General features: G+C 63.3%; 20 protein-coding genes and 1 tRNA gene. 13 read left to right on the top strand and 8 right to left on the bottom strand.

Going from position 1 to position 25,757, the window contains the following annotated elements; all coding sequences use genetic code 11:
* Window positions 1-139 precede the first annotated feature (139 nt).
* The 6 genes from AGI3411_RS08505 (at window position 140) to AGI3411_RS08530 (ending at window position 7,664) form a co-directional block, all read left to right on the top strand.
* Window positions 140-1,306, top strand: a complete 1,167-nt coding sequence (locus tag AGI3411_RS08505) for an acyl-CoA dehydrogenase family protein (protein ID WP_129526931.1) — start codon at window positions 140-142, stop codon at window positions 1,304-1,306.
* 63 nt (window positions 1,307-1,369) lie between these two features.
* A complete protein-coding gene (locus tag AGI3411_RS08510; RefSeq protein ID WP_129526932.1) occupies window positions 1,370-2,353 on the top strand; it encodes a Bug family tripartite tricarboxylate transporter substrate binding protein in 984 nt (327 codons plus the stop codon).
* A 20-nt stretch (window positions 2,354-2,373) separates the two neighbouring features.
* Window positions 2,374-3,342, top strand: a complete 969-nt coding sequence (locus tag AGI3411_RS08515) for a Bug family tripartite tricarboxylate transporter substrate binding protein (RefSeq protein WP_129526933.1) — start codon at window positions 2,374-2,376, stop codon at window positions 3,340-3,342.
* 2 nt (window positions 3,343-3,344) lie between these two features.
* Window positions 3,345-4,517, top strand: coding sequence for an acyl-CoA dehydrogenase family protein (locus tag AGI3411_RS08520; protein WP_129526934.1), 1,173 nt, complete (start codon window positions 3,345-3,347; stop codon window positions 4,515-4,517).
* A gap of 19 nt (window positions 4,518-4,536) precedes the next feature.
* Window positions 4,537-5,532: an acrylyl-CoA reductase family protein gene (locus tag AGI3411_RS08525; protein WP_129526935.1), complete on the top strand. Its 996-nt coding sequence runs from the start codon at window positions 4,537-4,539 to the stop codon at window positions 5,530-5,532.
* 17 nt (window positions 5,533-5,549) lie between these two features.
* Window positions 5,550-7,664, top strand: coding sequence for an acetate--CoA ligase family protein (locus tag AGI3411_RS08530; RefSeq protein WP_129526936.1), 2,115 nt, complete (start codon window positions 5,550-5,552; stop codon window positions 7,662-7,664).
* Here the strand turns inward: AGI3411_RS08530 and AGI3411_RS08535 are convergent.
* The 7 genes from AGI3411_RS08535 to AGI3411_RS08565 form a co-directional block, all read right to left on the bottom strand.
* Entirely contained in the window at window positions 7,661-8,926 is a 1,266-nt protein-coding gene (locus AGI3411_RS08535) for a type II toxin-antitoxin system HipA family toxin (protein ID WP_129526937.1), read from the bottom strand. The genes AGI3411_RS08530 and AGI3411_RS08535 overlap by 4 nt on opposite strands.
* Entirely contained in the window at window positions 8,923-9,192 is a 270-nt protein-coding gene (locus AGI3411_RS08540; protein ID WP_129526938.1) for a helix-turn-helix domain-containing protein, read from the bottom strand. The genes AGI3411_RS08535 and AGI3411_RS08540 overlap by 4 nt, the downstream gene beginning before the upstream one ends.
* A 148-nt stretch (window positions 9,193-9,340) precedes the next feature.
* On the bottom strand, window positions 9,341-10,318 hold the full coding sequence (locus AGI3411_RS08545) for an SMP-30/gluconolactonase/LRE family protein (protein WP_129526939.1): 978 nt from the start codon (window positions 10,316-10,318) through the stop codon (window positions 9,341-9,343).
* 60 nt (window positions 10,319-10,378) lie between these two features.
* Window positions 10,379-11,407 carry a Bug family tripartite tricarboxylate transporter substrate binding protein gene (locus AGI3411_RS08550; protein WP_165359109.1) on the bottom strand — a complete coding sequence of 343 codons (1,029 nt, stop codon included), beginning with the start codon at window positions 11,405-11,407 and terminating at the stop codon, window positions 10,379-10,381.
* Between the two features lie 191 nt (window positions 11,408-11,598).
* The gene (locus AGI3411_RS08555; protein ID WP_129526941.1) at window positions 11,599-12,489 is read right to left on the bottom strand and encodes a Rossmann-like and DUF2520 domain-containing protein; all 891 of its coding nucleotides are present in this window, start codon (window positions 12,487-12,489) and stop codon (window positions 11,599-11,601) included.
* Window positions 12,490-12,657: 168 nt separating this feature from the next.
* A complete protein-coding gene (gene htpG / locus AGI3411_RS08560; protein WP_129526942.1) occupies window positions 12,658-14,556 on the bottom strand; it encodes a molecular chaperone HtpG in 1,899 nt (632 codons plus the stop codon).
* 164 nt (window positions 14,557-14,720) lie between these two features.
* Entirely contained in the window at window positions 14,721-16,124 is a 1,404-nt protein-coding gene (locus AGI3411_RS08565; RefSeq protein WP_129526943.1) for a DKNYY domain-containing protein, read from the bottom strand.
* Window positions 16,125-16,261: 137 nt separating this feature from the next.
* On the opposite strand from AGI3411_RS08565, the gene AGI3411_RS08570 reads away from it, so the two are divergent.
* The 4 genes from AGI3411_RS08570 to AGI3411_RS08585 all read left to right on the top strand — a co-directional run bounded on the left by AGI3411_RS08570 (window position 16,262) and on the right by AGI3411_RS08585 (window position 22,256).
* The gene (locus AGI3411_RS08570) at window positions 16,262-17,653 is read left to right on the top strand and encodes a uracil-xanthine permease family protein (protein ID WP_129526944.1); all 1,392 of its coding nucleotides are present in this window, start codon (window positions 16,262-16,264) and stop codon (window positions 17,651-17,653) included.
* A 117-nt stretch (window positions 17,654-17,770) separates the two neighbouring features.
* A tRNA-Leu gene (locus tag AGI3411_RS08575) sits at window positions 17,771-17,855 on the top strand.
* A 942-nt stretch (window positions 17,856-18,797) separates the two neighbouring features.
* Window positions 18,798-19,031: an antitoxin VbhA family protein gene (locus tag AGI3411_RS08580; protein ID WP_129526945.1), complete on the top strand. Its 234-nt coding sequence runs from the start codon at window positions 18,798-18,800 to the stop codon at window positions 19,029-19,031.
* A 126-nt stretch (window positions 19,032-19,157) separates the two neighbouring features.
* Window positions 19,158-22,256: an SIR2 family NAD-dependent protein deacylase gene (locus AGI3411_RS08585; RefSeq protein ID WP_129526946.1), complete on the top strand. Its 3,099-nt coding sequence runs from the start codon at window positions 19,158-19,160 to the stop codon at window positions 22,254-22,256.
* A gap of 432 nt (window positions 22,257-22,688) precedes the next feature.
* Here the strand turns inward: AGI3411_RS08585 and AGI3411_RS08590 are convergent, their stop codons facing one another.
* Entirely contained in the window at window positions 22,689-23,045 is a 357-nt protein-coding gene (locus AGI3411_RS08590) for a hypothetical protein (protein WP_129526947.1), read from the bottom strand.
* A 220-nt stretch (window positions 23,046-23,265) separates the two neighbouring features.
* Between AGI3411_RS08590 and AGI3411_RS08595 the strand changes: the two genes are divergently transcribed.
* The 3 genes from AGI3411_RS08595 to AGI3411_RS08605 are packed head-to-tail and all read left to right on the top strand — an operon-like array spanning window position 23,266 to window position 25,645.
* Window positions 23,266-23,754 (top strand): very short patch repair endonuclease, encoded by a 489-nt coding sequence (locus tag AGI3411_RS08595; RefSeq protein WP_208748045.1) that lies wholly within the window; start codon window positions 23,266-23,268, stop codon window positions 23,752-23,754.
* Window positions 23,751-24,974 carry a DNA cytosine methyltransferase gene (locus AGI3411_RS08600; protein WP_279638343.1) on the top strand — a complete coding sequence of 408 codons (1,224 nt, stop codon included), beginning with the start codon at window positions 23,751-23,753 and terminating at the stop codon, window positions 24,972-24,974. Before AGI3411_RS08595 ends, AGI3411_RS08600 begins: the two co-directional genes overlap by 4 nt.
* Window positions 24,971-25,645 carry an Eco29kI family restriction endonuclease gene (locus AGI3411_RS08605; protein WP_129526948.1) on the top strand — a complete coding sequence of 225 codons (675 nt, stop codon included), beginning with the start codon at window positions 24,971-24,973 and terminating at the stop codon, window positions 25,643-25,645. Before AGI3411_RS08600 ends, AGI3411_RS08605 begins: the two co-directional genes overlap by 4 nt.
* Window positions 25,646-25,757 lie beyond the last annotated feature (112 nt).

The raw sequence follows: 25,757 nt of genomic DNA on the forward strand, positions 1-25,757 counted from the left end.
ACCCGATTGAGGGGCGCACACGGCATTCAAGATAGCGAAACACTTGTCTCATATCTGCCAGCCTTTTGCTAGCCTGGATTCAACACGGCGCCATGACGGACAGGAAAGGCACGGCGCCCCGACAACACGGAGACTAGCCATGATCAGGGACCCCGACGGATTCCCCCAATTCCTCGACTCGCTGCGCCGCTACGTGCGCGAACGGCTGGCGCCGCGCGAGGCCGAAGTCGCCCGATTGGACGAGGTGCCGCAGGATCTGGTGGCCGACATGGCCGCCCAGGGCCTGTTCGGCTATTCGATCCCGGAGCAGTATGGCGGCGCGGGCATGACGACCGAAGAGCTGGTTCTGGCCGCCATGGAACTGTCGCAGTGCTCGGTGGCGTTCCGCGCCCGGGTCGGCACCAATACCGGCATCGGCTCCGAGGCGCTGGTGGCCGACGGCACCGATGAACAGAAGGCCCGCTACCTGCCGCGGCTGGCCTCCGGCGAACTGACCGGCTGCTTCGCGCTGACCGAGCCGCAAGCCGGATCCGACGCCACCGCGCTGCGCACGACCGCCGTGCGCGACGGCGACCACTACGTGCTGAACGGCGAGAAGTGCTTCATCACGAACGCGCCGCTGGCCGGCCTCTTCACCGTCATGGCGCGCACCGATCCCGACGCGCCGGGCGCCAAGGGCATCACCGCCTTCATCGTGGAACGCGGCACGCCGGGCCTGTCTACCGGGCAGCCCTACGACAAGATGGGCCAGGCCGGATCGCCCGTGTCCGCCGTGCACTTCCAGGATTGCCGCGTGCCGGCCGCGAACATCATCGGCGGCAGCGAGGGCATGGGCTTCAAGACCGCCATGAAGGTTTTGAACAAGCAGCGCATCCATCTGGCGGCGCTGTGCATCGGCCCGGCGATCCGCATGCTGGACGACACGCTGCGCTTCGTGGCCGAACGCCAGCAGTTCGGCAAGCCGCTGATGGATTTCCAGCTGATCCAGGCCATGCTGGCCGATTGCCAGACCGAAATCCAGGCGGCCCGCGCGCTGGTGTTGCAGACCGCCCGCGAACGCGACGAAGGCCGCGACGTGACACTGAACGCATCGATCTGCAAGTACTTCTCTTCCGAGATGTGCGGCCGCGTGGCGGACCGCTGCGTGCAGATGCATGGCGGCTACGGCTACATCGCCGACCACGGCATCGAACGCTTCTACCGGGACGTGCGCCTGTTCCGCCTGTACGAGGGCACCAGCCAGATCCACCAATTGACCATTGCCCGCCATACGCTGACCCAGGCGGGCTACACGCCCGGCCGCTAGGCCGGACACAACGGGACCGCAGCCGCGAGAAGCCGGCGGCCCGCACAACCAAAGGAGACTTCCATGCTGCACAAGCACCTGCCGAAATGGATCGCGGCCATGGCTGCCGCGTTCACCTGCGCCGCGCTGCCGCCCCAGGCCGCGGCCGCCTATCCCGACAAGCCCGTAAGGCTGATCGTCCCGTTCGCCCCGGGCGGCTCCACCGACATCCTTGGACGCCTGCTGGCCGAAGCGCTGCATCCGATCCTGGGCCAGCCCGTCATCGTGGAGAACAAACCCGGCGCCGGCGGCAACATCGGCGGGGACTTCGTGGCCCGGGCCGCGCCCGACGGCTACACGCTGCTTCTGGCGGCGGCGGGCCCCACCGTCATCAATCCCAGCCTGTACGCCAACATGCCGTTCAATCCGGCCAAGGACCTGGCGCCCATCAGCTGCCTGGAGCGCGAGCACAACCTGATGGTGGTGACGAAATCCATGCCGGTGAAGAACCTGCAGGAGTTCCTGCAATACGCGCGCAGCCATCCCGGCAAGCTGTCTTTCGGATCGCCGGGCAACGGCTCGCCCGCGCAGCTGGCCGGCGAACTGCTCAAGCAGCAGGCCGGGCTGCAGGCGGAACACGTGCCGTACAAGGGCACGGGGCCCGCCATCACCGACCTGGTGGCCGGCCATATCGACTTCATGATCGACAACATGCCGGCGCTGCTGCCGCAGGTCAAGGCCGGCAGCCTGCGCGCGCTGGCCGTGCCCAGCGACCAGCGCGCCACCGCCGCGCCCGACATCCCCACCTTCGACGAAGCGGGCCAGAAGGGCTTCGTGGTGATGGCATGGAAGGGCTTGATGGCGCCCGCCGGCACCGACGCCGCGGTCATCGAGCGGCTGCACGCGGCAGTGGTCAAGGCGTTGCAAGACCCGAGGCTGCGCGCCCGCTTCCAGGAACTGGGCGCCGAACCGCTGGGCAGCTCCCCGGCCGAGTTCGCCAAGCAGATCGCGGATGAAACCGCCTGGTGGGGCAAGCTGGTGCAGTCCACCGGCACCCGCATCCAATAGGCGCAAGCCGGGAGACAGCCATGCATTCCTTCATCCGTACACTGCGCGCCCTGTGCGCGCTTGCCCTGGCCGGGATGGCCGGCACGGCGGCCGCCGCCTATCCCGACAAGCCGGTCCGCCTGATCGTGCCCTATGCCGCCGGAGGCGGCACCGACACCGCAGCGCGCATGATCGCCCGCAAGCTAGCTCCGCTGCTCGGCCAGCCCGTGGTGGTGGAGAACAAGCCCGGCGGCGCCACGCAGATCGGCACCGCCTATGTCGCGTCCGCCGCTCCCGACGGCTATACCCTGCTGATGGGCACCGCCAACCTGGCGACCAACAGCGTGCTGTACGCCAAGCTGCCCTATGACGTAAAGCGCGACCTGGCCCCTGTGGTCTGGGCCACCGACGTGCCGGTCTACCTGCTGCTGCCGGCCGCCAGCCCCTGGCGCACGCTGGACGATCTGAAACGCGCCGCGGCCCAGCAGCAAGGCCTGACGTTCGCCACCGCCGGCACGGGCAGCATTCCGCACCTGGCGGGCGAGCAGTTCTCGCACCAGACCGGCATCGCGCTGCGGCACATCCCGTACAAGGGCAGCAGCGAGGCCGCCACTGCGCTGGTGGGCGGCCAGGTCCAGATGAGTTTCGACAACCTGCCGCCGGTGTACGCGCAGGTCAAGGCGGGCCGCCTGCGCGCCGTGGCCATCGCCGCGCAGGCGCGCAACCCCGAGCTGCCCGACGTGCCCACACTGGCGGAGCTGGGCGTGCCGCTGGCGGCGTCGTCGTGGTGGGGCGTGATGGCGCCGGCCGGCACGCCGAAGGAAGTCATCGCCCAATTGAACCGCCAGGTCAACGCGGTGCTGGCCGACCCCGAGGTGCGCAGCTATTTCACCGGCCTGGGGATGCAGCCCACGGGCGGCACGCCGGAGGCCTTCGGCCGACACATCGCCGACGAAACCGATCGCTGGCGCGCCGTCGTGAAACAGGCCGGCGTGAAGATCGAGGAATAGCCATGACGCAACCCAGGCAAGAACGCAATGACGACGCGGCCGTGCAGAATCTCTGCGAACGCATGCGCCGCTTCGTGGACGACATCGCGATACCCGCCGAATCGCCCGCCATTGCGCGCGACGTGGCCGCGCTGGACCGTTGCGTGGCCCAGCTGCGCGCGCAGGCCCGCGAAGCCGGTCTGTACGCGCCGCAGCTGCCCCGGGAATGGGGCGGGCTGGGCCTGGGCTGGCGCGCGCTGGCTCAGGTGCTGGAAGAGGCCGGGCGCGGCTTCCTGGGGCCGGCCGCGCTGAACTGCGCCGCGCCCGACCAGCCCAATATGCTGACGCTGCTGCGGCTGGCCAGCCCGGCCCAGCAGGAACGCTTCCTGGCGCCGCTGGTGCGCGGCGAGCGACGGGCCTGCTTCGCCATGACCGAGCCCGCCCCCGGCGCGGGCTCCGATCCCTCCATGCTGCAGACGCGCGCCGGACGCCGCGGCGGCCGATGGGTACTGAGCGGACATAAGCAGTTCATCAGCGGCGGCGTGGGCGCGGATTTCGCGCTGGTGCTGGCGCGGGCGGAAGAAGGCGCCACCCTGTTCCTGGTGCCTGCCGACACGCCGGGCTACCGCGTCGTGCGCGATATCGGCATGGTCACCGGCTACCAGATCGGCGGCCACGCCGAGATCCTGCTGGAAGGCTGCGAGCTCGACGACGACGCGGTGCTGGGCGAACCCGGCCGCGGCCTCGAATACGCGCAACTGCGGCTGGAGCCCGCCCGCCTGTCCCATTGCATGCGCTACATCGGCCGCGCCCGCCGCGCCCTGGAAACCGCGCAGGCCTATGTCGTGAAGCGCGATTCATTCGGCTCGCGGCTGGCGGACCTGCAGCAGATCCAGGCGATGGTGGCCGATTCCCACATCGATCTGCACGCCAGCCGCCTCATGACGCTGGACTGCGCCAGCCGCATGGATGACGGCCTGCCCGTGAAGCAGCACAGCGCCATGGCCAAGGTCTTCGTGTCCGAGGCAGTGAACCGCGTGGCGGACCGGGCCGTGCAGATGATGGGCGCGTCGGGGCTTTCGGACGACACGCCCGTGGCCATGGTCTGGCAGGAAATGCGCCCCTTCCGCATCTACGACGGCGCCAATGAGCTGCATCGCGCCACCTTGGCGCGCCGGCTGCTGGCGCGTGCCTGAGACTCCAAAGGAGACCACGATGGATAACCCTACCTTCCAGGCCTACCGCCTGCACGCCGGCGCGGCGGACGCGCCTCCGCAAGGCCGCTTCGAAACCTTGCGCGCGGACGAGCTGTCCGAGGGCGACACGCTCATCAAGGTGGCCTACGCCGGCCTCAACTACAAGGATGCGCTGGCCCAGGCCGGCCGTGGCGGCATCATCCGCGCGTATCCGCGCATTGGCGGCATCGATCTCTCGGGCACCGTGGTGCATTCCGCCGACCCGGCGCTGGCGCCGGGGCAGGAGGTCGTCGTGCACGGCTTCGGCATCGGCGTGGACTGCGACGGCGGCTATGCCGAATACGCGCGGGTCCGCCACGACTGGGTGCTGCCGCTACCCGCCGGCATCAACCTGCGCGATGCGGCGGTCCTGGGCGCGGCCGGCTACACCGCCGCGCTATCGCTGCACTGGATGGAGCATTGCGGGCTGACGCCGGAGCAAGGCGAGGTGCTGGTCACCGGCGCGACCGGCGGCGTCGCGGGCATCGCCATCGACATCCTGAGCCAGCGCGGCTATCGCGTATGCGCCATGACCGGGAAACCGGATGCCGAAGACTATCTGCGCTCCCTGGGTGCGCAGGAGGTGATCGCGCCGCCCGACCTGTCGGCCAGCATCAAGCCGTTGATGAGCGCCCGCTGGGCCGGCGTCATCGATTCGGTGGGCGGCAAGCTGCTGGCCCATGCGCTGGCCAGCCTGCGTCCGGATGGCGTCGCCGCCGCCTTCGGCAACGCGGGCGGCGCGGAGCTGCCGTCCTCGGTCATCCCCTTCATCCTGCGCGGCGTCAAGCTGCTGGGCATCAACGCCAACAGCCCCATGCCGCTGCGCCGCCAGGTCTGGAACAAACTCGCCGCCGGGTACCGGCCGGCCCACCTGGACCTGATTTCCCGCGTCATCGAACCCTCCGACCTGCCCCAGGCGCTGGCCGCCATGCTCGAACGCGGCAGCATCGGCCGCAGCGTGGCGCGCTTTTCCTGAACTCCCTTGCCCGCACCATGACCCAGCTTCCCGACTCCACCTTGTCCCGCCTCTTCGACCCGCAAGGCATCGCCATCGTGGGCGCCTCCGCCACGCCAGGCAAGATCGGCGCCATGCCCGTCACGCTGCTGCGCCAGCACGGCTACGAAGGCCGCATCGTTCCCGTCAACCCGCGCGCCGACACCATCCAGGGCCTGGCCGCCTTGCCGTCCCTGGACGCCCTGGACGGGAACATAGACCTGGCCATCCTGGCGGTGCCCGCCGCCCACGCCGCGCAGGCGCTGGAGCGCGCGCGCCCCGGCCAGGTCGGCGCGGCGGTGGTCTTCACCTCGGGCTTCTCCGAAACCGGCGCGTCCGGCGCCGCGCAGCAGGAACGGCTCTGCGCCGTTGCCCGCGAGCGCGGCATCCGGCTGCTGGGCCCCAACTGCCTGGGTTTCATGAACGTGCGGCGCAAGGTCTACGCCACCTTCTCGCCCGCGCCCGCCAACGGCATCGTGCCGCCCGGCGGCATCGGCATGGTGTCGCAGAGCGGCGCGTTCGGCGCTTATGCGTACAGCATGGCGCGCGAGCGCGGGCTCGGGCTGTCGCACTGGATCAGCACGGGGAACGAGGCCGACATCGACGTCGCCGATTGCATCGAATGGCTGGCCCACGACGCCGACACCCGCGTCATCATGGCCTACATGGAAGGCTGCCGCGACGGCAACAAGCTGCGCCGCGCCCTGGCCGCGGCGCGCGCGGCGGGCAAGGCCGTCGTCGTCACGAAGATCGGCCGCACCCAGGCCGGCGCGCAGGCCGCCGCCTCGCACACCGCCGCGCTGGCCGGGGACGACGCCGTCTATGACGCGCTGTTCCGCCAGTACGGCGCCCTGCGCGCCCGCAGCATCGAGGACTTCTTCAACCTGGGCTACGCGCTGGACACCTGGAAGCGGCCTCCCGCCGGCAAGCGCCTGGGCATCTTCACCATCTCGGGCGGCGTCGGCGCCTTGATGGCCGACGAGGCCCAGGACGCCGGGCTGGCCCTGCCGGAACCCGCCGCCCCGGCCCAGGCGCGTCTGCTGGAGCGCGTGCCCTTCGCCAGCGGACGCAATCCCGTGGACGTCACCGGCCAGGCCGTCTCCGAGCCGGGATTGCTCCTGACGACCGCCGACGACGTCCTCGCGGATGGCGGCTACGACGCGCTGGCGGTGTTTCTCGCCGCCGCCGGTTCGTCCGAAGCGCTGTGGCCTACCTTCGAGGCCTTCGCGCGCGAGATGCAAGCCCGCCACCCCGGCGTACCGCTGGCCATCAGCGCCCTGTTCCCGCCCGCGCGCCGCCGCGAACTGGAACGCCTGGGCTGCCTGGTGTTCCCGGACCCCAGCGCCGCCATCCGCACCATCGGCACCGTGGCCAGCCTGGCGGACCGCGCGGATATGGACGCCAGCGCTATCGCTCCCTCAGCCTCGCCAGACGGCGCCCCGCCGCTGCTGGACGCCTACAACGAGGTGCAGGCCATGGCGCTGCTGCGCCATGCCGGGCTTCCCGCCACGCCCTGCACGCTAGCCGCCGATGCCGGCGCAGCGGTGCGGGCCGCTACGGCCCTGGGCTGCCCCGTGGCGCTGAAAGTGGTGTCGCCCGACATCGTGCACAAAAGCGACGTAGGCGGCGTCAAGCTCAATGTCGCGGGCGAGGACGCGCTGCGGCGCGCGCATGCGGACATCATGGATGCGGTGCGCAGGCGCTGCCCCCAGGCCCGCATCGATGGCGTGCTGGTCGCGCCCATGGCGCCCAAGGGCGTGGAGTGCATCGCCGGCGTGCATTGCGATCCGGTCTTCGGGCCGGTGGTGATGTTCGGACTGGGCGGCGTCTTCGTCGAGGTATTGAAGGACGTGAGCTTCCGACTGGCGCCTTTCGGCCGCGACGAAGCCCTGGCGATGATCCGCGAGATCAAGGGATATGCCTTGCTGCAAGGCGCGCGCGGCGCGCCGCCCTGCGACATCGGCGCGCTGGCCGACGCGCTGGCGGCGCTATCGCGCTTCGCCCATGCCCGCCGCGCGGACTTCAGCTCGGTGGAGATCAATCCCCTGCTTGCGCTACCCGACGGCCAGGGCGCGCTGGCGCTGGACGCGGTGGTGATACGAAGCGGCGCTTAAGGGTTCCAGCCCCAGCGCTTCGCGAGCTTTTGGGTGTTTTTCCGAATCCACATGCCCAGGCGCTCCACCAATGCGCGCTCCGTGTCGGCGGCGACCTGCTCCAGCAGCGCCGCCTGCACCTGTTCCAACGCCGCGGGCAGCTCATTCGTCAGCGCCTCGCCCACCGCGTTGACATATCGCCAAGCAAAACCCAGCTCTCGCGCCATCGTCTCCAACTGCTCCGGTCCGATGGCGCCCGGCCTCGCCTGCCCACCGATCGACAAGGCAAAATTGCGGGCCAACCCTGGGTAGATCGAGGTGCACATCAAGTCGTAGAAGGGCGCCAAACGGTAGTGCCCGCCAAGCATCTGCAATACGGACAGATTCTTGGCATGGCTATCGTTGTTGCCCACGCACAGATTGAACAGCACCCATTGCAGCAATCGCTTCAAATCCGCAGCGCCGACTCCCATCCTTCCCAGTAATTCGCGGCACTGAGCCAGTGACGGGCCGCCGTCCGATTCGTATTTCACGTCGGATGGTTTACCGGCCAGCTGGCATAAGTCCAACTGATGCATGCGCAACAAACCGCCCTTGTCGTCGAATGCGCGGTCATAGCGCCGGATAAGGCAGGCTCGCGTGTCGCGCTGATAACTGGCCTGCGCCACGCCCAGGCCCAGTCTGTCCGCCAACTGCATCACCAGGGTTTCATTGAGAGCCGACGACCAGACCTTGTCGAAACCCCGTATGTCCGGCTTCAGGATGTGCGAGGATGGCGCCGCCCCCTCGGGCAGCGCAGGCGACCCATCCGGCATTACCATCAACAGCAGCTTGTCCTGGGCACCCGCCAGGGATATCCGCGCTCCGTCCGCGTTCTCCGCGACCAGCGCCGGCACCGCCGCATCCTTTAGGCGAGCCGCGATTTCCTGCCAGGTAGCAGGCCGATAGCGCGCCGGCGCTGGCCGCTCGCCCTGCGGCAATATGGTCAAACCGCTGGCGGTATCGCCTCCCACACTGCGCAACAGCCCGAACACGGTCGTGGCATGACGGCTGGCCTGCAGGAACTTGCGGACCTGCCCTTCGGGCAACAAGTTTTCAAAAAAGGCATGGACGGCCCCGCCCGCGTGATCACCGCTACGCATTGGCATCGATGGCGAGATAGCATGCGCGCCGGGCAGGCCCAGCCAGGCATCGTCGTAGACAAAGCGCAAGGGCCGCTCGTCGAACAAGCGGCCGACCTTGCGGTCGGCGTGATAAATGTCCAGCCCATCGGCAGCGTTCATGACAGGCTCGCGCGCTTGGGCGCCACCCGCACTTCCAGGCCCAGCAGATCCAGCATGTCCAACACCTTCTGCAGCTGCAGTGTCGGCTTGCCGCGCTCCAGATCCACCACATAGCGATTGCCCGTGCCAGACAGGCCAGCCAGATCCGCCTGCAACAGGCCCTGAGAGCGCCGGACCTCCTTCACCAGCGCTCCCAGCTCGGCCGAGCTGCGGATAGTCACACCGGATTCGCCTGCGAGAGCGGCGGGAATATCGTTCGCGGCCATGAGCGCCTCCAGAATTACCGTTCGGTAATTCTAAGCGAATAAATCGCCATGTCGCTCAAAAAATTACCGATCGGGAATAATTAATATCCGACATCTGTTTCCACGCCAAATAGTTACCGATCGGGAATCTTTTCTCCCTCTCGGAAGCTCAGTCCAGCACGGTCCTGCCCACGTTCCAGTGCAGCGGCTTCGCCCCCGCCACGGGCGCCTGCCACACCGAAATGCCCGTATTGAAAAGGCTGCCCAGGTAGGCGGTGCGCAGGTCAGGCCCGCCAAACGCAATGCTGGAAATATTGCGCAGGCCGTAGTGCTTGCCGGTGCTGATTTCCTCGAAGCCGAACGCATTGGCGGCGAAGGCCCGTTCCGCCGCGTCGATGGCGCCGTCGTCGCAATCTTCGATGTGCACGGTGCAATGGCCGTGCCGGTCCACCTGCAGCACGCGGTTGCTGACGACGCTGGTCAGCCAGATGCCGCCCTCTTCGTCGAACTCCAGGCCGTCAGGCCAGGTGCCGCGCCCGAATTCGCACACAAGCTCCCGCTTGCCCAGGGTTGCCCCAGGCAGGATTTCAAAGCGCGACATGCGGCGGGCGATGGTCTCGTTCACGTACAGCCAGCGGCCCGTCGGGTCCACCCGCAACTCATTGCTGAAGCCCAGCCCGCGCGCCACGATCTCGACGCGGCGGCTGCCCGGGCGCATCACGCCGATCATGGCGTCGGCGTTCTCCGTATGGAAGGCCAGGCTGCGCGGCTCCCGCTGCGTGCACAGCGACAGCCAGACGTTGCCATGTTCGTCCGGGAACAGGAAGTTGAGCGGCGAGCGCGGCAGGCCCTGCTCCTCGGTCAGGAAGGGTTCGAGCTGGCCGGGCGCGACCAGCTTCCATGCGCCGCCGCGCGGGCCGACGTTGGCGATCAGGAAGGTGCCGTCATCCAGCAGCGCAATGCCGTTGGCCACGAATTCTTCCGCCGGCCATTGCACCGCGGGCTGGCCGTCCGGGTCCCGGTCCACGCGCACCACACCGCGCTGGCGGTCGCAGGCATAGAGGCGCCCGTCGGCAAGCGCGATCACCGATTCGGGCCGGTTCAGATGATTGCCGATGAGCGGCAGGGGCTGCTGCAGGACTGTCATGTCGATGGATTCTCCTAGTGAACGGGTGCCGCGGCCCTCCGCGGCGCGCAACGGCCCGCCCTACTCGATCTGGACGCGGGAGTTGCGCACGATGCCGCCCCAGCGCTGGTATTCGCTTTGCAGGAAGGCGCGGTATTCCTCGGTCTTCATGATCTGGGGCACGATGTACTGCGTGCGCAGGTTCTCCTGGACGGTGGCGTCGCGCATCACGTTGCCGAGCTCGTCGTTCAGGCGCGCCAGGATGGGCGCGGGAATGTTGGCCGGGCCCAGCAGGCCCACGGCGCTGCGCAGGTCCAGGTCCATCCCCTGCTCCTTCAGCGTGGGCAGGTCCGGCAAGGTGGCGTAGCGCTCGGGCGAGCCCAGGCCCAGCATCCGGATCTTGCCCTCTTTCACATAACCGTCGGTGATCTGCATGGGCAGGATGGCGGCGTCGACCTGCCCCGAGGCCAGCCCCAGCAGCTCCGGCGCGGTGCCCTGATACGGCACGTGCAGGATCTCCAGTCCGTTCTCGGCCTTGAAGTTCTCCATCACCAGCTGCGCCGTGCTGCCGATGCCCCAGGTGCCATAGGTGTACTTGCGAGGAGACTTGCGGACCAGCGCCAGGAACTCCTGCGCGTTGCGCGCCGGAATGGACGGATGCACGGCCAGCCCGAACTGGAAATAGCCAATAGGCGCCACCGGCGAAAAATCCCGCAACGCATCGTAGGGAGACTGCTTGTACAGCTGCGGAAAGATGAAGTGCGAGTCTGCCGTGGCATACACCACGGTATAGCCGTCGGGCTTGCTGCGCGCCGCCTGGGCGCTGCCTATCGTGCCGGTGGCGCCACCGCGGTTCTCCACGACGATGGGCTGGCGCACCCGGTCGCTCAGCTTGGAAGTCAGCATGCGCACGACGATGTCCCCGCCGCCGCCCGCGGCCCAGGGCACGATGAACGTCAGAGGATGGGAAGGAAAATTGCCGGCGCCGCCGGTGCTGGCCCGGGCGGATCCCGCGGCAAGCGAACCGGCGATGGCGCCGGTCATCCAAGGCGCCAGGGCCAGGCCGCGCACGACCCGGCGCCGCGCCTCCATGAATGCGCGATGTGTCATGTCTCTCTCCATGCCCCGCATGGCCCGCGGGATTCTTATGGCGGAAGAGGCTACGCCGCACGCGGCCGGCCGCTACCGTGGCAGCAATAATCGCGCAATTCCCATCGCGGATGGCATCGTAAATTCTCGGGCTGCCATGGCAAACGGCGATGGCTTGCGGGCACGCTCCGGCTGGACGCGCCCGGCGCGGGCTAGGCCTGGGGGACGCGCAGGATGGCCTCGATGCGCGCGGCCTTGTCCGGGTCGATCCCGCCCGCCGCAAGCGCCAGCGACACGCTGCGCAGGCACAGTTCGCGATAGAGCCGCGCCGTATCGCCGTCCAGCTCGGACAGGGCCGCCACGTGCTTCTCGACGGTGCCCGCGTCGCCGCGCGATACCGGGCCCGGCATGCCCTTGGCCAGCCCCGCGGCCTCGATGGAGGCCAGCGTGCCCCGCACCATGGGCACAAGCGCCGGCAGGGCCTGGGCCTCGGTCGCACCCCACGACTGCCAGATGCGCACGGCCTCGCCCAGCACCACGTTGATGTACTGCGAGGCATACCCCGCCGCGGCATGGTACCTGGCCCGCATGCCCGGAGGCAGCTGGTTGGCGGCGCAGCCCAGGCACTCGACCAGCCCCAGCAGGGTGCGGCTGAGCTCGCCTTGTGCTTCTATCGTGATCGTGGAGCCAGGCAGGGACTTGGCTGCCGCGGCCGGGTCGGCGAACGTCTGCATGGGATGGAAGCCGCCAACCATGGCGCCGTCGGCGGCGGCCTTGGCCAGCGCCGAGACTTCCGTGGCGCCGCTGCAGTGCACGACGCCCTGGCCCTCGCGCCATTGGAGCTCGTCCGCAATCGCCTGGATGGCGCCGTCGGGCGTAGTGATGAACACCAGGTCGCATTCGTCGGCAAGCCGCTGCGCCGGATACTGGAGGCAATGCGCAATGGGCGCCGCCAGCTCGGCCGCGCGCGCGGCGCCGCGGCTGGCCACCGCATGCACCCGGCAGCCGGCCGCATCCAGGCTCCACGCCAGGGCGCGGCCCAGGCGGCCCGCGCCGATGAAACCGATCTTGAGTTCTGCAATGGGTGCGCGGGTGTGGGGCATGGAAGGCTCGGCAAGGTCCGACAAGGCGTCAGCCCGAAGGTTAACGCCTGCGCCCGCATAAGCCCCTGTTTATTTTTTCCAGGCGCCATCGCCTCGCGCGAAGGCGGCGGAAAAAACAAAAGCCCCTGGCGCCATGCCAGGGGCTCTTGCGTGCCGACTGCTTGCCGCTTACTTCAACAGCAGCGCATTCAACCGCTTCACGAACGCCGCCGGGTCGGCGATCTGCGCGCCTTCGGCGAGCAGGGCCTGGTCCAGCAGCAGACGGGCCCATTGGTCGAACTCGCCATCGTCGGCCGCGCGGATGCGCGCCAGCAGCGGGTGCTCGGGGTTGATTTCAAGCACGGGCTTCACGTTCGGCGCTTCCTGGCCCGCGGCCTTCAACATGCGCAGCAGGTGCGGGCTCAGTTCGTTCTGCCCCACCACCACGCAAGCCGGCGAATCCACCAGGCGCAGCGTCACGCGCACTTCCTTGACCTGGTCTTCCAGCGTCTTCTGCAGGCGCTCGACCAGCGGCTTGAAGTCCTCGGCCACTTCGGCCTGGTGCTTCTTTTCTTCCTCGTCGGCCAGCTCGGCCAGGTCCAGGCCGCCCTTGGCCACCGACACCAGCGACTTGCCGTCGAACTCGCGCAGGTAGGACAGCATCCATTCGTCCACTCGGTCCGACAGCAGCAGCACTTCGATGCCCTTCTTGCGGAAGATCTCCAGGTGCGGGCTGTTGCTGGCCGCGGCGAAGGTGTCCGCCGTGACGTAGTAGATCTTGTCCTGGCCTTCCTTCATGCGCGACACGTAATCGGCGAAGGACACGGTCTGGGCCTGGTCGCCGGTGTTCGTGGACGCGAAGCGCATCAGCTTGGCGATGCGTTCCAGGTTGGCGTGGTCTTCGCCCGCGCCTTCCTTCAGCACTTGGCCGAATTCCGACCAGAACGTGGCGTAGTCTTCCGCCTTGTTCTCAGCCATGTCTTCCAGCAGCGACAGGATGCGCTTGGCCGAGCCTTCGCGGATCGCGCGCACGTCGCGGCTTTCCTGCAGGATCTCGCGCGACACGTTCAGCGGCAGGTCCGCCGAATCGATCACGCCGCGCACGAAACGCAGGTAGGAAGGCAGCAGCTGATCGGCGTCGTCCATGATGAAGACGCGCTTCACGTACAGCTTCACGCCGCGGCGGCCGTCGCGGTCCCAGAGGTCCATCGGCGCATGCTTGGGCACGTACAGCAGCTGGGTGTATTCGCTGCGGCCTTCCACGCGGTTGTGCGTCCAGGCGAGCGGGTCGTCGTAGTCGTGCGACACCGTCTTGTAGAACTCGCGGTACTGCTCTTCCGTGACGTCGGACTTGCTGCGGGCCCACAGCGCGTTGGCCTGGTTCACCGTTTCCAGTTCGTCCGTCTTGACCTGCTCGCCCTTTTCCTGGTCCCACTCTTCCTTGGCCATGCGGATGGGCAGGGAGATGTGGTCGGAATAGCGGCGCAGGATCTCGCGCAGCTTCCAGCCGTTGAGCAGCTCGTCCTCGTCGGCGCGCAGGTGCAGCGTCACGTCGGTGCCCCGCGTGGCCTTCTCGGCCGCGGCGATCGTGAATTCGCCCTGGCCGTCCGATTCCCACTGGATCGCGTCGGCGGCGCCGGCCCGGCGGCTTACCACCGTGACCTTGTCGGCCACGATGAACGAGGAATAGAAGCCCACCCCGAACTGACCAATCAGCTGCGCATCCTTCTGCTTGTCGCCCGTCAGCTGCGAGAAGAATTCGCGGGTGCCGGAGCGCGCGATCGTGCCCAGGTTGGCCACCGCCTCTTCGCGCGACAGGCCGATGCCGTTGTCCGAGATCGTGATCGTGCGGGCGGCCTTGTCGTAGCTGACGGTGATGGCCAGCTCTCCGTCGCCGCCGAGCAGCTCCGGACTGTCGATGGCTTCGAAGCGCAGCTTGTCGCAGGCGTCCGACGCGTTCGACACCAGCTCGCGCAGGAAGATTTCCTTGTTGCTGTACAGCGAATGGATCATCAGGTGCAGCAGCTGCTTCACCTCGGCCTGGAAGCCCAGGGTTTCGGACGTGGAAGGCGTGGCGGTTTGGCTCATGGTTCTACGTGGCTAGGTAAATAAATTAGGGACGGTTAACAGCGGCCGGGACGTTCAGCCCGCGCGGCCGCCGGGAAACCCTACTGATGTGGGGGCCAATCGCTCGCTTTCAAGTCCCGGCCGATGTCCCCCACCCGATGCGCTCCCGAATTCCTGTCTTCGTCTCAGAAAATCGAGAAGACCTTGCGGTAACGCGTCTTGGCTTCCAGCAGGGTCTCGCTCTGCGGCGCCGCCAGCTTGCCGTCCCGGATCAGCTTGCGGATATCGGCGGTGGTGATCTGCCGCGTCTCTTGCGAGCGCAGCAGGAAGTCCGCCGCGGCGCCGTCCAGAATCCTGTAGACCGGGTGGAAGACCAGTTGCGATGGGCCCAGCTCATCGAGGTAATAGAGCGCATCGCCCTTCTGCCAGACCGTGCCGAAGTTGTGATAAACCACGCCGCGCTTTTGCCATTCCCCGTCCGGCGCGCCTTCCAGCCGGTTGATCAGCGTAGAACGGGAAACCAGCCCGCCGCCGCTGCCCCTCGAAGAGCGGGCCCAGACTTCCCTGGCCTGCAGGAACAGCACCTGCCTGCCGTCCGTGTACACGTACGGCGACAGCGCGATGTAGGTTCCCGAGGCGTAGGGATCGTCGCCGGCCCGCTCCACCTGACGCGTCTGCGTGTTGTAGAAATACATGCCGTCCTTGCCGCGGAACAGCGCCTGGTACACATGCCGGCCCTGCTCGCTCAGCAAGCGGTACGGCGCATGCGCCGCGTCGAAGGGCTGCGCGCCCACGTACACCATGCCGTCGCGCGGGTCATGGAGATAGGGCTGGCGGTACAGATCTCCCACCATGAAGGTATATAGCGCGGGATCGTCCGACAGCGGCAGCAGTTGCTCGTGGAAATAGACGCTGCGGCCATCGGCGAAAAAGTCATCGCTGGCCCGCACATCGCCGTCCCGGCCCGCCGGCAGGCGGCGCAGCGAGGCCGGATCCGCCTGCGCCATTTCCCGGCCCCGGTAGAACACGCGCGCCCCATCCGTGACCAGGTCGCGGTCCAGCAGCGGCCGGTACGGCCGGGCGCTGGCCGGCAAGGCCGTGAACGGATACAGGTAGGTCTGCGGCTTGGGGCCGGCGTCCGCCCGGAACAGCACCTTCTGCCAGAACTCGTCCAGCCTGCCCAGCTCCCGGTTGAGCACGCTGTGCATCGAGCAATAATAGGTGACGGCGCCGTCCGTGAAATGGCTATTGCCCAGATAGCGCGCCGACGCCGGCTTCATGTCCGGCAGGATGAGGTTGCCGCAATACACATTGCGCCGGTCCCTGGCCGCCTGCCTGCCATCGAAAGCCCCCGTATCGAACGCCTCGAAACTGGCCGCGTCGGCCTCCGCCACACGGTAATAACCGTTGCTGGGAACGGCGGCGTAGACGCCACCCTGATAGTTCTTGTAGATGCTGCTGCCGTAGGACCGCCCGCGATCGACGGCAGAAAAATCGTCGCCGTCCATCAGCCAGAACAGCAGGACCAGCGGCAGCGCGGAGAAGATCAGAACCAGCGCGATCACTGTCCATTTGGCGCGTTTTTGCATGGCGTGGGGTCCGGCGGACCCGTTATTGGCGACACGGGATTCTAACTAGCGCCCGGGCGCCGCCTGGGACGCGCAGGGCCTTCCCCGCTAAAATCCCGCACTTTCCTCTCCCTTCCCGCCCCGGCCGGCCCTCCGCCATGCAACCCGCCTCCTTGACCCAACCCGCGCCCCAAGACGCCTCCGACGCCGACGAACCCAGCTACGACCTGGTCTACGGCCCCGACGACCGCCCCGCCCCTCCAGTCGCCTTCGTCGCCGCCCTGCAGCACCTTCTGGCCATCCTGGTCCCCATCGTCACCCCGGGCCTGCTCATCTGCCAGGCCCTGGACGTCTCCAGCCGCGACACCACCCTGATCGTCTCCATGTCGCTGGTCATCTCCGGCATCGCCACCTACGTCCAGTGCAAGCGCTTCGGCCCCCTGGGCGCCGGCCTGCTGATCGTGCAAGGCACCAGCTTCAACTTCGTCGGCCCGCTGATCGCCGGCGGCTCCGTCATGGTCAAGCAAGGCACTCCGGTCGAGACCGTGATGGCCGCGATCTTCGGCGTCGTCATCGCCGGATCCTTCATCGAGATGGGCATCAGCCGCATCCTGCCCTTCGTCAAGCGCCTGATCACCCCGCTGGTCACCGGCATCGTCGTGCTGCTCATCGGCCTGACCCTGATCAAGGTCGGCCTCATCAGCATGGGCGGCGGCTACAGCGCCATGGGCAACGGCACCTTCGCCAGCGCCGAGAACCTGACCCTGTCCGGCCTGGTGCTGGGCACCATCATCCTGCTGAACCGCGTGCCCGTCGTCTGGGTCCGCAGCACCGCCCTGGTCCTCGCCCTGGCCGTCGGCTACATCGCCGCCGCCACCATGGGCCGCCTGGACTTCACCGGCGCCCGCGAAGCCTCCCTGTTCCAGATCCCCACCCCGCTGCACTTCGGCCTGGGTTTCTCGTGGTCGCTGTTCGTGCCCATGCTGATCATCTACCTGGTCACCTCGCTGGAAGCCATCGGCGACGTCACCGCCACCAGCAAGGTCTCCAAAGAGCCCGTCGAAGGCCCCCTCTGGATGCAGCGCATCAAGGGCGGCGTTCTGGTCAACGGGGCCAACTCCCTCCTGGCCGGCGTCTTCAACACCTTCCCCAGCTCCGTCTTCGCGCAGAACAACGGCGTCATCCAGCTGACCGGAATCGCCAGCCGCCACGTAGGCATTTGGATCGCTGGCATGCTGATCGTGCTGGGCCTCTTCCCGCCCGTCGCCGGCATCCTGCAGGCCGTGCCCGAACCCGTGCTGGGCGGCGCCGCCATGGTCATGTTCGGCGCGGTCGCCGCGTCCGGCATCAATATCCTGGCCGGCATCCAGCTGGACCGCCGCGCGCTCCTCATCATCGCCGTCTCCCTGGCCCTGGGCCTGGGCGTCTCGCAAGTGCCGGAAATCCTCTCGCACCTGCCCCACGCCGTGAAGAACGTGCTGGAATCCGGCGTGGCCACCGGCGGCATCTGCGCGCTGGTCATGAACTGGTTCCTGCCCGAGAAGAAGTAAGCCCCGGCCCGGCAAGGGGCGGATCCGCCCCTTGCCTGACAATTTTTCCCAGACCGCATATAATTGCCGTCTTCGCTTCTCCCGCGACCGTCATCAGCATGTGTCCGCGACCAGCCTGCCCGGGTGGTGAAATTGGTAGACGCAGGGGACTCAAAATCCCCCGCCGCAAGGCGTGCCGGTTCGATTCCGGCCCCGGGCACCAGAATATTGAAAAGCCGTTGGCGTTATGCCAACGGCTTTTTTCATGGGTGTGCGCGGAGGGGAATTCCTGGGTAGAGAGCCTTTGCTTGAACTCGGCAGCGGCGCCGGATATCGGCTACGTCGATAACCTCAAGATAATGCGAAAAAACACCGCCGGCATGAGGGTTGCGACTGAACAAATCGCATGATTGCAAGCAACGCCATCTGGATCCCGCCCCTATCGGCAGCACGTCTTGCAAAACATGGGCAAGAACTGGGGACCGGCAACGGGCGGCTGCGTCAACGGTAAGTGATGTGCATGTTGCGTCCGCATCGGCCTCGCCATCAGCGAGGCCTTTTCATTTATGGCCGCACATATCTCCGCGCTACGCTTGGGCAACCCCTTCGGTTGCATCCCGCGTCCGTTCTTGCCGGACTGGCCGCGGGGGCAGGCCCAGCGGCTTCGCCTTGCTCCTCCCCCCGGCCGACAGGCTGCATGGCTTCCAGAGGCATCAAGAGTGAAGGCTTCGCCCGGGATCCTCACCCGTTCCCTGCGCTGCGCTTCGGGCTGCGGCTTCCGGTCCCGCCCTTGACACCTCTTGCGGCCAAACGACGTCAGTAGCAGTGCCGTCGAGCGGATGACGGGTCAAGGGGTTGGTGCGGCCCGCAGCCCACAGGGCGAGGACACGGCCCCTTGACGCGGCAGGAGCGCCCCACGCTATGCCCGGGGGCAGGAGTTCAGGGCCAAGGGCCCGCAACCCCTGCTCCCGAGGCTCCCGCCGGCGAGGGTGGAGAGTCCAGAGAGGCAAAGCCTCTTTGGAAACTACGGCTAGTACGCAGCCGATATTGGCGTCCATAGCAGGCAAAACAAGACACTCAGCGCACCACCTCTGTGGCTGCGCGTACCTAAACCAGATTACCCATACTTCTTGTAAGATCGAGTTACCTGCGGCAAGGAGACACCATGGCTGGCAAGGGTAAATGCAGGCAACAGCCCCGCAAAACCATATCGGATATCGAACGCAGCCGCCGGCAATCGGCAGTTAACTATGCGCGGGCCTCCGTCGGTCTAGAAGGTTTCTCGCTCAGTGAAGCAGATGAGGCCCACGCTCAGCGTTTCGTCGATGGTCAGATAAGCCTGCAAGAGTTTGTGCAGCCGCGCGCTGGCGCGTTAACTCTCCCAAAGTCTTCGTCATGACGAAGAAATTTAGGATTGGGGGACTAGTGCAGGATAGGCTGTCGCCGGTTTTTGTTTTACACACCCCAATTTATCGCTCAAATTCCCGATGTTCAACTAAGTCATATATTGGTTTATCACTGCACAATGGACATTCCTCACTATCTAATTGACCAGATTCGCGCGGGAAAAGTAATCTTGTTTTTAGGAGCCGGTGCATCATGGGGAGCTAAGGCCTCTAGCGCACCCGAAAGCCCTCCTTCAGGAAGGGAACTAGGTAAATTGCTTTCGGACAAATTCCTCGGAGGTGATTCCCTTGACAAGGCGCTTTCACTTATTGGCGAGTACTGCATTGCAGAGTCCGATCTCCGTACGGTACAGCGATACATTGCTCAGATTTTTGAGCGGTACAACCCCAGTAACACACACAAAGCTATTGCGGACTTCCGGTGGGCCGCGGTTGTAACAACAAACTATGACCAAATACTCGAAAAAGCATACGCAGAGAACAAAAGTCGACTTCAGACCTTAGTTCCGATACTCAGAAATTCCGACAGAATTGACCACGAGTTGCGTGCCCCGGATGCCGTCCCACTGTTGAAACTACATGGCTGCATTTCGATGGTGGACGAAGTGACTTGTCCACTTATCTTGACAATCGACCAATACGTCAGCCATATGACCGGAAGAGACAAACTCTTCCACAGATTCACCGAATATGCAGGTGAGTACAGCGTGGTTTACGTAGGCTATCAAATAGAAGACAGTGACATTCGCTCAATACTTCTACAGTTAACCCGTCCAGAAATTTCTAGGCCAATGCAATACGTGGTGACACCCAACCCATCCGAAAGAGACCAACGGATCTGGGCAGATAAAAGGATTACCACTATAAGTGGTACTTTCGATGAGTTTATAACAGAGCTGCAAGGCAAAATCCCCAAGGCTTTACGGGGAATAAAATCTACTATTCATAGCCACCCAATTGCAGCAAAGTTCGCAACTCACGCAGCCCCTTCCGATGAACTTCTAGCATTTCTTACGAACGACGTGATGTACGTTTTCGGGGGTATGCCACCAGAAACGCCTAATCCCCAAGCATTCTATAAAGGAGCATCATATGGATGGGGTTCAATTGCTGCCGCGCACGATGCGAAGAGGACACTGACCGACACCATATTATCTGAGGTGATCCTTGTAGACGAACCAAATCGACCCAGAGCAACGGACTTTTATCTCATCAAAGGCTATGCAGGATCAGGAAAGACCGTGCTTCTAAAACGAATTTCTTATGAAGCGGGGATAACATTTGAGAAGATAGTTTTATATCTACGGTCCGACGCTCGTCTGCTGATTGGACCAGTAACAGAGTTGTGCGATCTGTTGAAAGAGCGAATTTATATCTTTATTGATGGAGTTGCGCGCCGGTCAACTGAACTATCGAGTTTTCTTACTGCCGCTCGAAACAAAAACCTTCCAGTCACGGTTATAGGCACAGAACGGAGCAACGAGTGGAATGTAGACGGTCAAGACTTGTCTCCAATGTTGGACGGAACACATCAGCTTAGATCGCTCTCTTCATTGGAAATCGACTCTCTTATCGAAAAACTGGATATTTTTAAATGTTTGGGAGTTTTGTCAACTAAAACGCAATTGGAGCGGCGAGAAGCTTTTCTATCATATGCTGATAGGCAGTTGCTAGTTGCATTGTACGAGATCACTAGCGGGGCAGATTTCCCCGATATTGTATTTGACGAATACAAGCACATAGTCAGTGACCGAGCCCGTCGAATATACCTCTTTGTCTGCGCTCTTAATCGACTAAATGTGCCAGTGAGGGCCGGCTTAATCTATCGACTCACCGGTGTGTCATTTAAGGACTTCAAACAAGACTTTTTTTCACCATTAGAGTCTATTGTATTATCCGAGGAATATAAGCCTGCGCTAGACATGGCCTATCGCGCAAGACATCCCTGGGTTGCCCAGATTGTTTTTGAGCGTGCTCTGCCGCAAGAACAAGACCGCTTCGATCTGTATATGTCTATATTGAAAGAGATTGATGTCGGCTACACTCCTGACCGTTCTGCATTCAGGGAAACAATTCGCGCCAAAAACTTGAGAGACCAATTCTCGGACCCATTGAGAATAGAGGAGATATTTCGTGCGGCCCATGAAGCGAGCCATGACGATGGCTACACGTTTCAGCAGCATGCTATCTATGAGATGCGCCGTCCGAATGGAAGCCTAACCCGAGCGAATGAATTATTAGCTGATGCTAGACAATTATTGCCACATGACAAATCCATTACGCACACGATGTCTGAGTTAGAGATGGTGCGCGCGGAAGCCTCTAAGACAGATGTCGAACGGAACATGCATCTTGAAAAGGCTCGTCAACATGCATCACGCCTGATAGGCTCCACCGCAAATAGCAGCCATGGACACGTAACCCTCGTCAAACTAGCGATGGGGCATTTGCGCGATGTGCTAGAGCAATCGGAACCTGCAGAAGAGGATGTCACGGCCGCGACTAAGCAAGTTGAACAATCATTGAGCGAAGGCTTACAGCGGTTCAGAAATGATGAGTACTTGCTTGCTGCAGAAGCTGATTTTTCCACTTTATTGAATAACAAAGAACGTGCAAAAAAAGCGTTAACTACTGCTATATCTAAAAACGCTGCCAGTATATATATCGCTAAGGCTCTAAGTCGTATGCAAGAAGCCGAAGGAGAATTTTCCAGCGCCCGCAAAACACTTGCCGATGCACTCAAAGTACTGCCTGGCGACAAACTACTTAATTCGGCCCTTGCAAGACTTCTTGAAAACCGTTTTCCAGAAGAGACCGTTGAAGCAGAAAGCTGCTGGCGTCGCTCGTTTACCGAAGGTGATACAAACTACACATCACAGTTCTGGTATGCACGCCGCCTCTATTTGAATGGAAAAATTGATGACGCAATGGCAAACTTCTCTAAACTGAAAGTTGCTCGCGTTCCATTTGAAACGAAAATTGCAATTGCTGGCCGAATACGTGAACAGGGTTCAATAAAGAAATTTGAAGGTACGATATCTCGCCTCGAAAGCGATTATGCGTGGTTGTCGCCATATGGTCAGCAGCGCTCGATTTACCTACACTGTTCTCAAGTTAAGGCCGACGTTTGGCAACAGTATCAACGAGGCGACGCCATAAAGTTCAGTATCGGATTCAATTATATGGGGCCAGCAGCGACATTTCGTGGCATTCAATAATGCCATCAGCGTGTGTTCGTATCGCAGCCCGTGTTTCGGAGTTAACGTTGGTGTACCTGTACTGTACCGAAATTTCGGTACAGTACAGGTACAGTGACCAGCTTTCAGCAATTCAGTTAAAATACGCTAACCTACTGATTTGAAACTGGTTTTACCTATTTCAACCTTCACTAGATTTCGCCCCATTTCCCTGTAGAAACACTGTAAATCACCGACTCAAAATCCCCCGCCGCAAGGCGTGCCGGCTCGATTCCGGCCCCGGGCACCATCAACAAAATCAAACACTTAGGCGACTAGCAACCGCTTTTTCCGCCCAAGCGTTCCGCATTCATTCCGCACTCCGTTCCGCAATTTCATCAGCTCTAATCACATTGGATTGATATCGTATTCTGGCGGGGAGTGGAGGATATGCCGCTCTCTGCCCCTTCCCTCTCATACGGGAGCTGGCTGAGTCGAGTCGTTCTTGATGGGCGCAGTCGAAGCGACGGGTGGCTCAGCAATCGCGGCCGGAGAAATAGCGCTCGCTTCCTTCTTCAACCTGATGTATTGGACATTCAGCGTGATCACCTCATCGTAGTGGAGCACGAAATAGTCCCCAACAATGGGATAAAAGCGGTTCGGGTTGGCAGGTTTCTTGTGCTTAGATCGCCGGCCCACAAACACGCCCTTGCGCCGCGTACGTACTGGAGCGTCTGGGCCCATCTGCTTGCTATCCCTTGCCCAACCAAGCCCGCCAGGAAGGAATACCGCATCTGCAGATAACGGCCGGCGCGATGCTTGGCTGATCACCAACCGGTCCAATTGCCCGTGTTCGTCTACAAAGTAATGCTCAAGGAAGCCCTGCCCCCAAGGGTGCATGCGGTGATGGAGTCACGCCATTGATGACAACATGGCCAATGATGCCCCTGGCTCGCACCTACGCTCATCCCCGGGGCCTCGCAATGAGCTAACATTCCTTGCCGCTCCGAAGCGCCCACGAACGCGGAATGACCGCTGTGTCTCAGGAGGGATGGAGCGCCGTCAAAGAAACCACCAGGGCCGGCAGGAAGCACTGGACAAAAAAACAGTGATTGATACACTCTCTCCTCAACAGCGATCGGAACGCATGGCGCGCGTACGTGGTCGTGATACGAAGCCCGAGTTGACGGTTCGCAGGGCCCTCCACGCGCGTGGGTTTAGGTACCGATTACACGACAAACGCCTACCTGGAAAGCCAGACATGGTCTTTCCAGGCCGACGAAAGGTCGTGTTCGTGCACGGTTGCTTCTGGCATATGCATGGTGGTGCTTGTTCGCTCTCGCGCATGCCCAAATCGAATCTTGAGTTCTGGCGTCCGAAACTAGAAGGAAACCGGGTTCGCGACGCGATGAAGCTCGAACAGTTGCACGCGTTAGGTTGGAAAGTATTGGTGGTATGGGAATGCGAACTGCGTGACATGGAAAGTCTCCTAACGCGGCTTGAAGCATTCTTGAATGAAGACGCAGGAGGAACGAAATGATGAGAGCCGTGGAGTTATTCGCGGGAGCCGGGGGGCTGGCAATGGGCGTAAGCCTGGCGGGCTTTAGGTCTCTGGCCGTGGTGGAATGGGACAAATGGGCCTGCGATACCGTGCGGGAGAATCAACGTCGCGGCTACCCATTGGTTTCTGGCTGGCCCCTGAGCGAAGGAGACGTACGCGCGGTGGATTGGTCCTCCATCCCGCAAGACATCGAGCTATTGGCGGGCGGCCCTCCCTGCCAACCCTTCTCGATGGGAGGGAAGCACCAGGCCCATGACGACAAACGCGATATGTTCCCCGCCACGGTGCAAATCGTGCGTGGACTCCGGCCCAAGACCTTCATCGTGGAAAACGTGAAAGGCCTCACGCGCTCGAGCTTCGCGAATTACTTCGAGTACATCAAGCTGCAGTTGGAATTCCCGGAGGCGCCACGCCAAGAAGGGGAATCTTGGTTTGACCATTTGATGCGCTTGCAGACCGAAAAGACGAGCGGCCGCATGCATGAAACTGGGCTCACCTACAATGTGACCGCGACCCTCGTGAACGCGGCGGACTACGGCGTGCCCCAAAAGCGGGAGCGTGTTTTTATCGTGGGTACCCGCTCGGACCTCGGTATCGACTGGCATTTCCCCGAGGCGACTCACAGCGAAGACGCTCTCATATATTCTCAATGGGTATCCGGCGAGTACTGGGAGCGTCACAAGATCGCGAAGCGGGATCGTCCTATGCAGCCCGCCAAGCTGGCCAAGCGTATCCAAGCACTTACCACCAAGCCTCCCACGACCTTGCCTTGGCGTACGGTGCGCGATGCCATCGCCGATTTACCCGACCCACGATCACGCGCGGCCGCCAACGTCCGTGACCATAAGTTCCAGGATGGTGCCAAGGTCTACCCTGGGCATACCGGAAGCCCGTTAGACCAACCCGCGAAGACCATAAAAGCCGGCGATCATGGCGTGCCGGGTGGCGAAAATATGATGGTGCTAACCGATGGTAGCGTGCGTTACTTCACCGCGCGCGAGACGGCGCGCATTCAAACATTTCCGGACGGCTACGTTTTTCATGGTTCATGGACGGAAACCATGCGTCAACTGGGCAATGCCGTGCCTGTGGCGCTTGGACGCATCGTCGCGTCGTCTGTAGCCGAGGCGTTGATCCGCAGCGAACTGCACCGCATTCAAGCCAATATGGACGCAAACAAGAAGAAATCGGCCGCATGAAGAACAAATCCCACACAGCGGAAATCATCCCTTTCAATCCGCTGGATAAAAAGAATCTAGGAGCCAGTGTCGCCGAGGCACTGGTAAGCCAACCAGCTCATCCATTAGGCGCGATAACGTCTTTTTTTGGCGCTGGTATCTACGCGATTTACTATCATGGCGACCACGCGGCCTATGGTCCGATTTCCAAGCCGAATCAAGTAGACACGACCAGCCCAAGCATCCCAATTTACGTCGGCAAGGCCGTACCGCAAGGCGCGCGCAAGGGCAAGATAATGCCCGACCCCACCAGGTCGAAGGCACTGTTTAGCCGCTTGCAGGAACATGCCGAATCCATCCAAGCGACCGAAACGCTTAGCATTGACGATTTCACGTGTCGTTATCTGGTGGTGGATGAGATTTGGATCCCCCTGGGTGAATCCCTGATGATCGCTAAGTTCTCCCCACTGTGGAATCTAATAGTGGAGGGTTTTGGAAACCACGATCCTGGCGCCGGTCGCTACAACGGTCTTCGCCCGCGGTGGGACACGCTTCATCCCGGACGAGCGTGGGCGCTGAAGTGCAAGGAACGCAGCGAATCCGAAGCCGAGATTGCGTGCGAGGTAAGGAACCACCTCGCCAACACGGTGTTGCCGGAAACTCCGCACTTTGTTGGTCGTCATGACCTTTAGCGCGTCATTTCGATAACCGCTCTATTAGAGATTTCACGTGTCCGCGATGAAGACCGATTCGGTCATGCCAACGTTGGGGTCGCTCAGGTACAGTACAGGTACAGTGACCGGT

The organism is Achromobacter agilis (assembly GCF_900496965.1).
Classification (GTDB): Bacteria; Pseudomonadota; Gammaproteobacteria; order Burkholderiales; family Burkholderiaceae_B; genus Achromobacter; species Achromobacter agilis.

Bases quoted from the DNA above. Each gene is read 5' to 3' on its own strand.
- AGI3411_RS08505 (WP_129526931.1), top strand. From the start codon at position 140: ATGATCAGGGACCCCGACGGATTCCCCCAATTCCTCGACTCGCTGCGC.
- AGI3411_RS08510 (WP_129526932.1), top strand. From the start codon at position 1,370: ATGCTGCACAAGCACCTGCCGAAATGGATCGCGGCCATGGCTGCCGCG.
- AGI3411_RS08515 (WP_129526933.1), top strand. From the start codon at position 2,374: ATGCATTCCTTCATCCGTACACTGCGCGCCCTGTGCGCGCTTGCCCTG.
- AGI3411_RS08520 (WP_129526934.1), top strand. From the start codon at position 3,345: ATGACGCAACCCAGGCAAGAACGCAATGACGACGCGGCCGTGCAGAAT.
- AGI3411_RS08525 (WP_129526935.1), top strand. From the start codon at position 4,537: ATGGATAACCCTACCTTCCAGGCCTACCGCCTGCACGCCGGCGCGGCG.
- AGI3411_RS08530 (WP_129526936.1), top strand. From the start codon at position 5,550: ATGACCCAGCTTCCCGACTCCACCTTGTCCCGCCTCTTCGACCCGCAA.
- AGI3411_RS08535 (WP_129526937.1), bottom strand. From the start codon at position 8,926: ATGAACGCTGCCGATGGGCTGGACATTTATCACGCCGACCGCAAGGTC.
- AGI3411_RS08540 (WP_129526938.1), bottom strand. From the start codon at position 9,192: ATGGCCGCGAACGATATTCCCGCCGCTCTCGCAGGCGAATCCGGTGTG.
- AGI3411_RS08545 (WP_129526939.1), bottom strand. From the start codon at position 10,318: ATGACAGTCCTGCAGCAGCCCCTGCCGCTCATCGGCAATCATCTGAAC.
- AGI3411_RS08550 (WP_165359109.1), bottom strand. From the start codon at position 11,407: ATGACACATCGCGCATTCATGGAGGCGCGGCGCCGGGTCGTGCGCGGC.
- AGI3411_RS08555 (WP_129526941.1), bottom strand. From the start codon at position 12,489: ATGCCCCACACCCGCGCACCCATTGCAGAACTCAAGATCGGTTTCATC.
- htpG (WP_129526942.1), bottom strand. From the start codon at position 14,556: ATGAGCCAAACCGCCACGCCTTCCACGTCCGAAACCCTGGGCTTCCAG.
- AGI3411_RS08565 (WP_129526943.1), bottom strand. From the start codon at position 16,124: ATGCAAAAACGCGCCAAATGGACAGTGATCGCGCTGGTTCTGATCTTC.
- AGI3411_RS08570 (WP_129526944.1), top strand. From the start codon at position 16,262: ATGCAACCCGCCTCCTTGACCCAACCCGCGCCCCAAGACGCCTCCGAC.
- AGI3411_RS08580 (WP_129526945.1), top strand. From the start codon at position 18,798: ATGGCTGGCAAGGGTAAATGCAGGCAACAGCCCCGCAAAACCATATCG.
- AGI3411_RS08585 (WP_129526946.1), top strand. From the start codon at position 19,158: ATGGACATTCCTCACTATCTAATTGACCAGATTCGCGCGGGAAAAGTA.
- AGI3411_RS08595 (WP_208748045.1), top strand. From the start codon at position 23,266: ATGGAGCGCCGTCAAAGAAACCACCAGGGCCGGCAGGAAGCACTGGAC.
- AGI3411_RS08600 (WP_279638343.1), top strand. From the start codon at position 23,751: ATGATGAGAGCCGTGGAGTTATTCGCGGGAGCCGGGGGGCTGGCAATG.
- AGI3411_RS08605 (WP_129526948.1), top strand. From the start codon at position 24,971: ATGAAGAACAAATCCCACACAGCGGAAATCATCCCTTTCAATCCGCTG.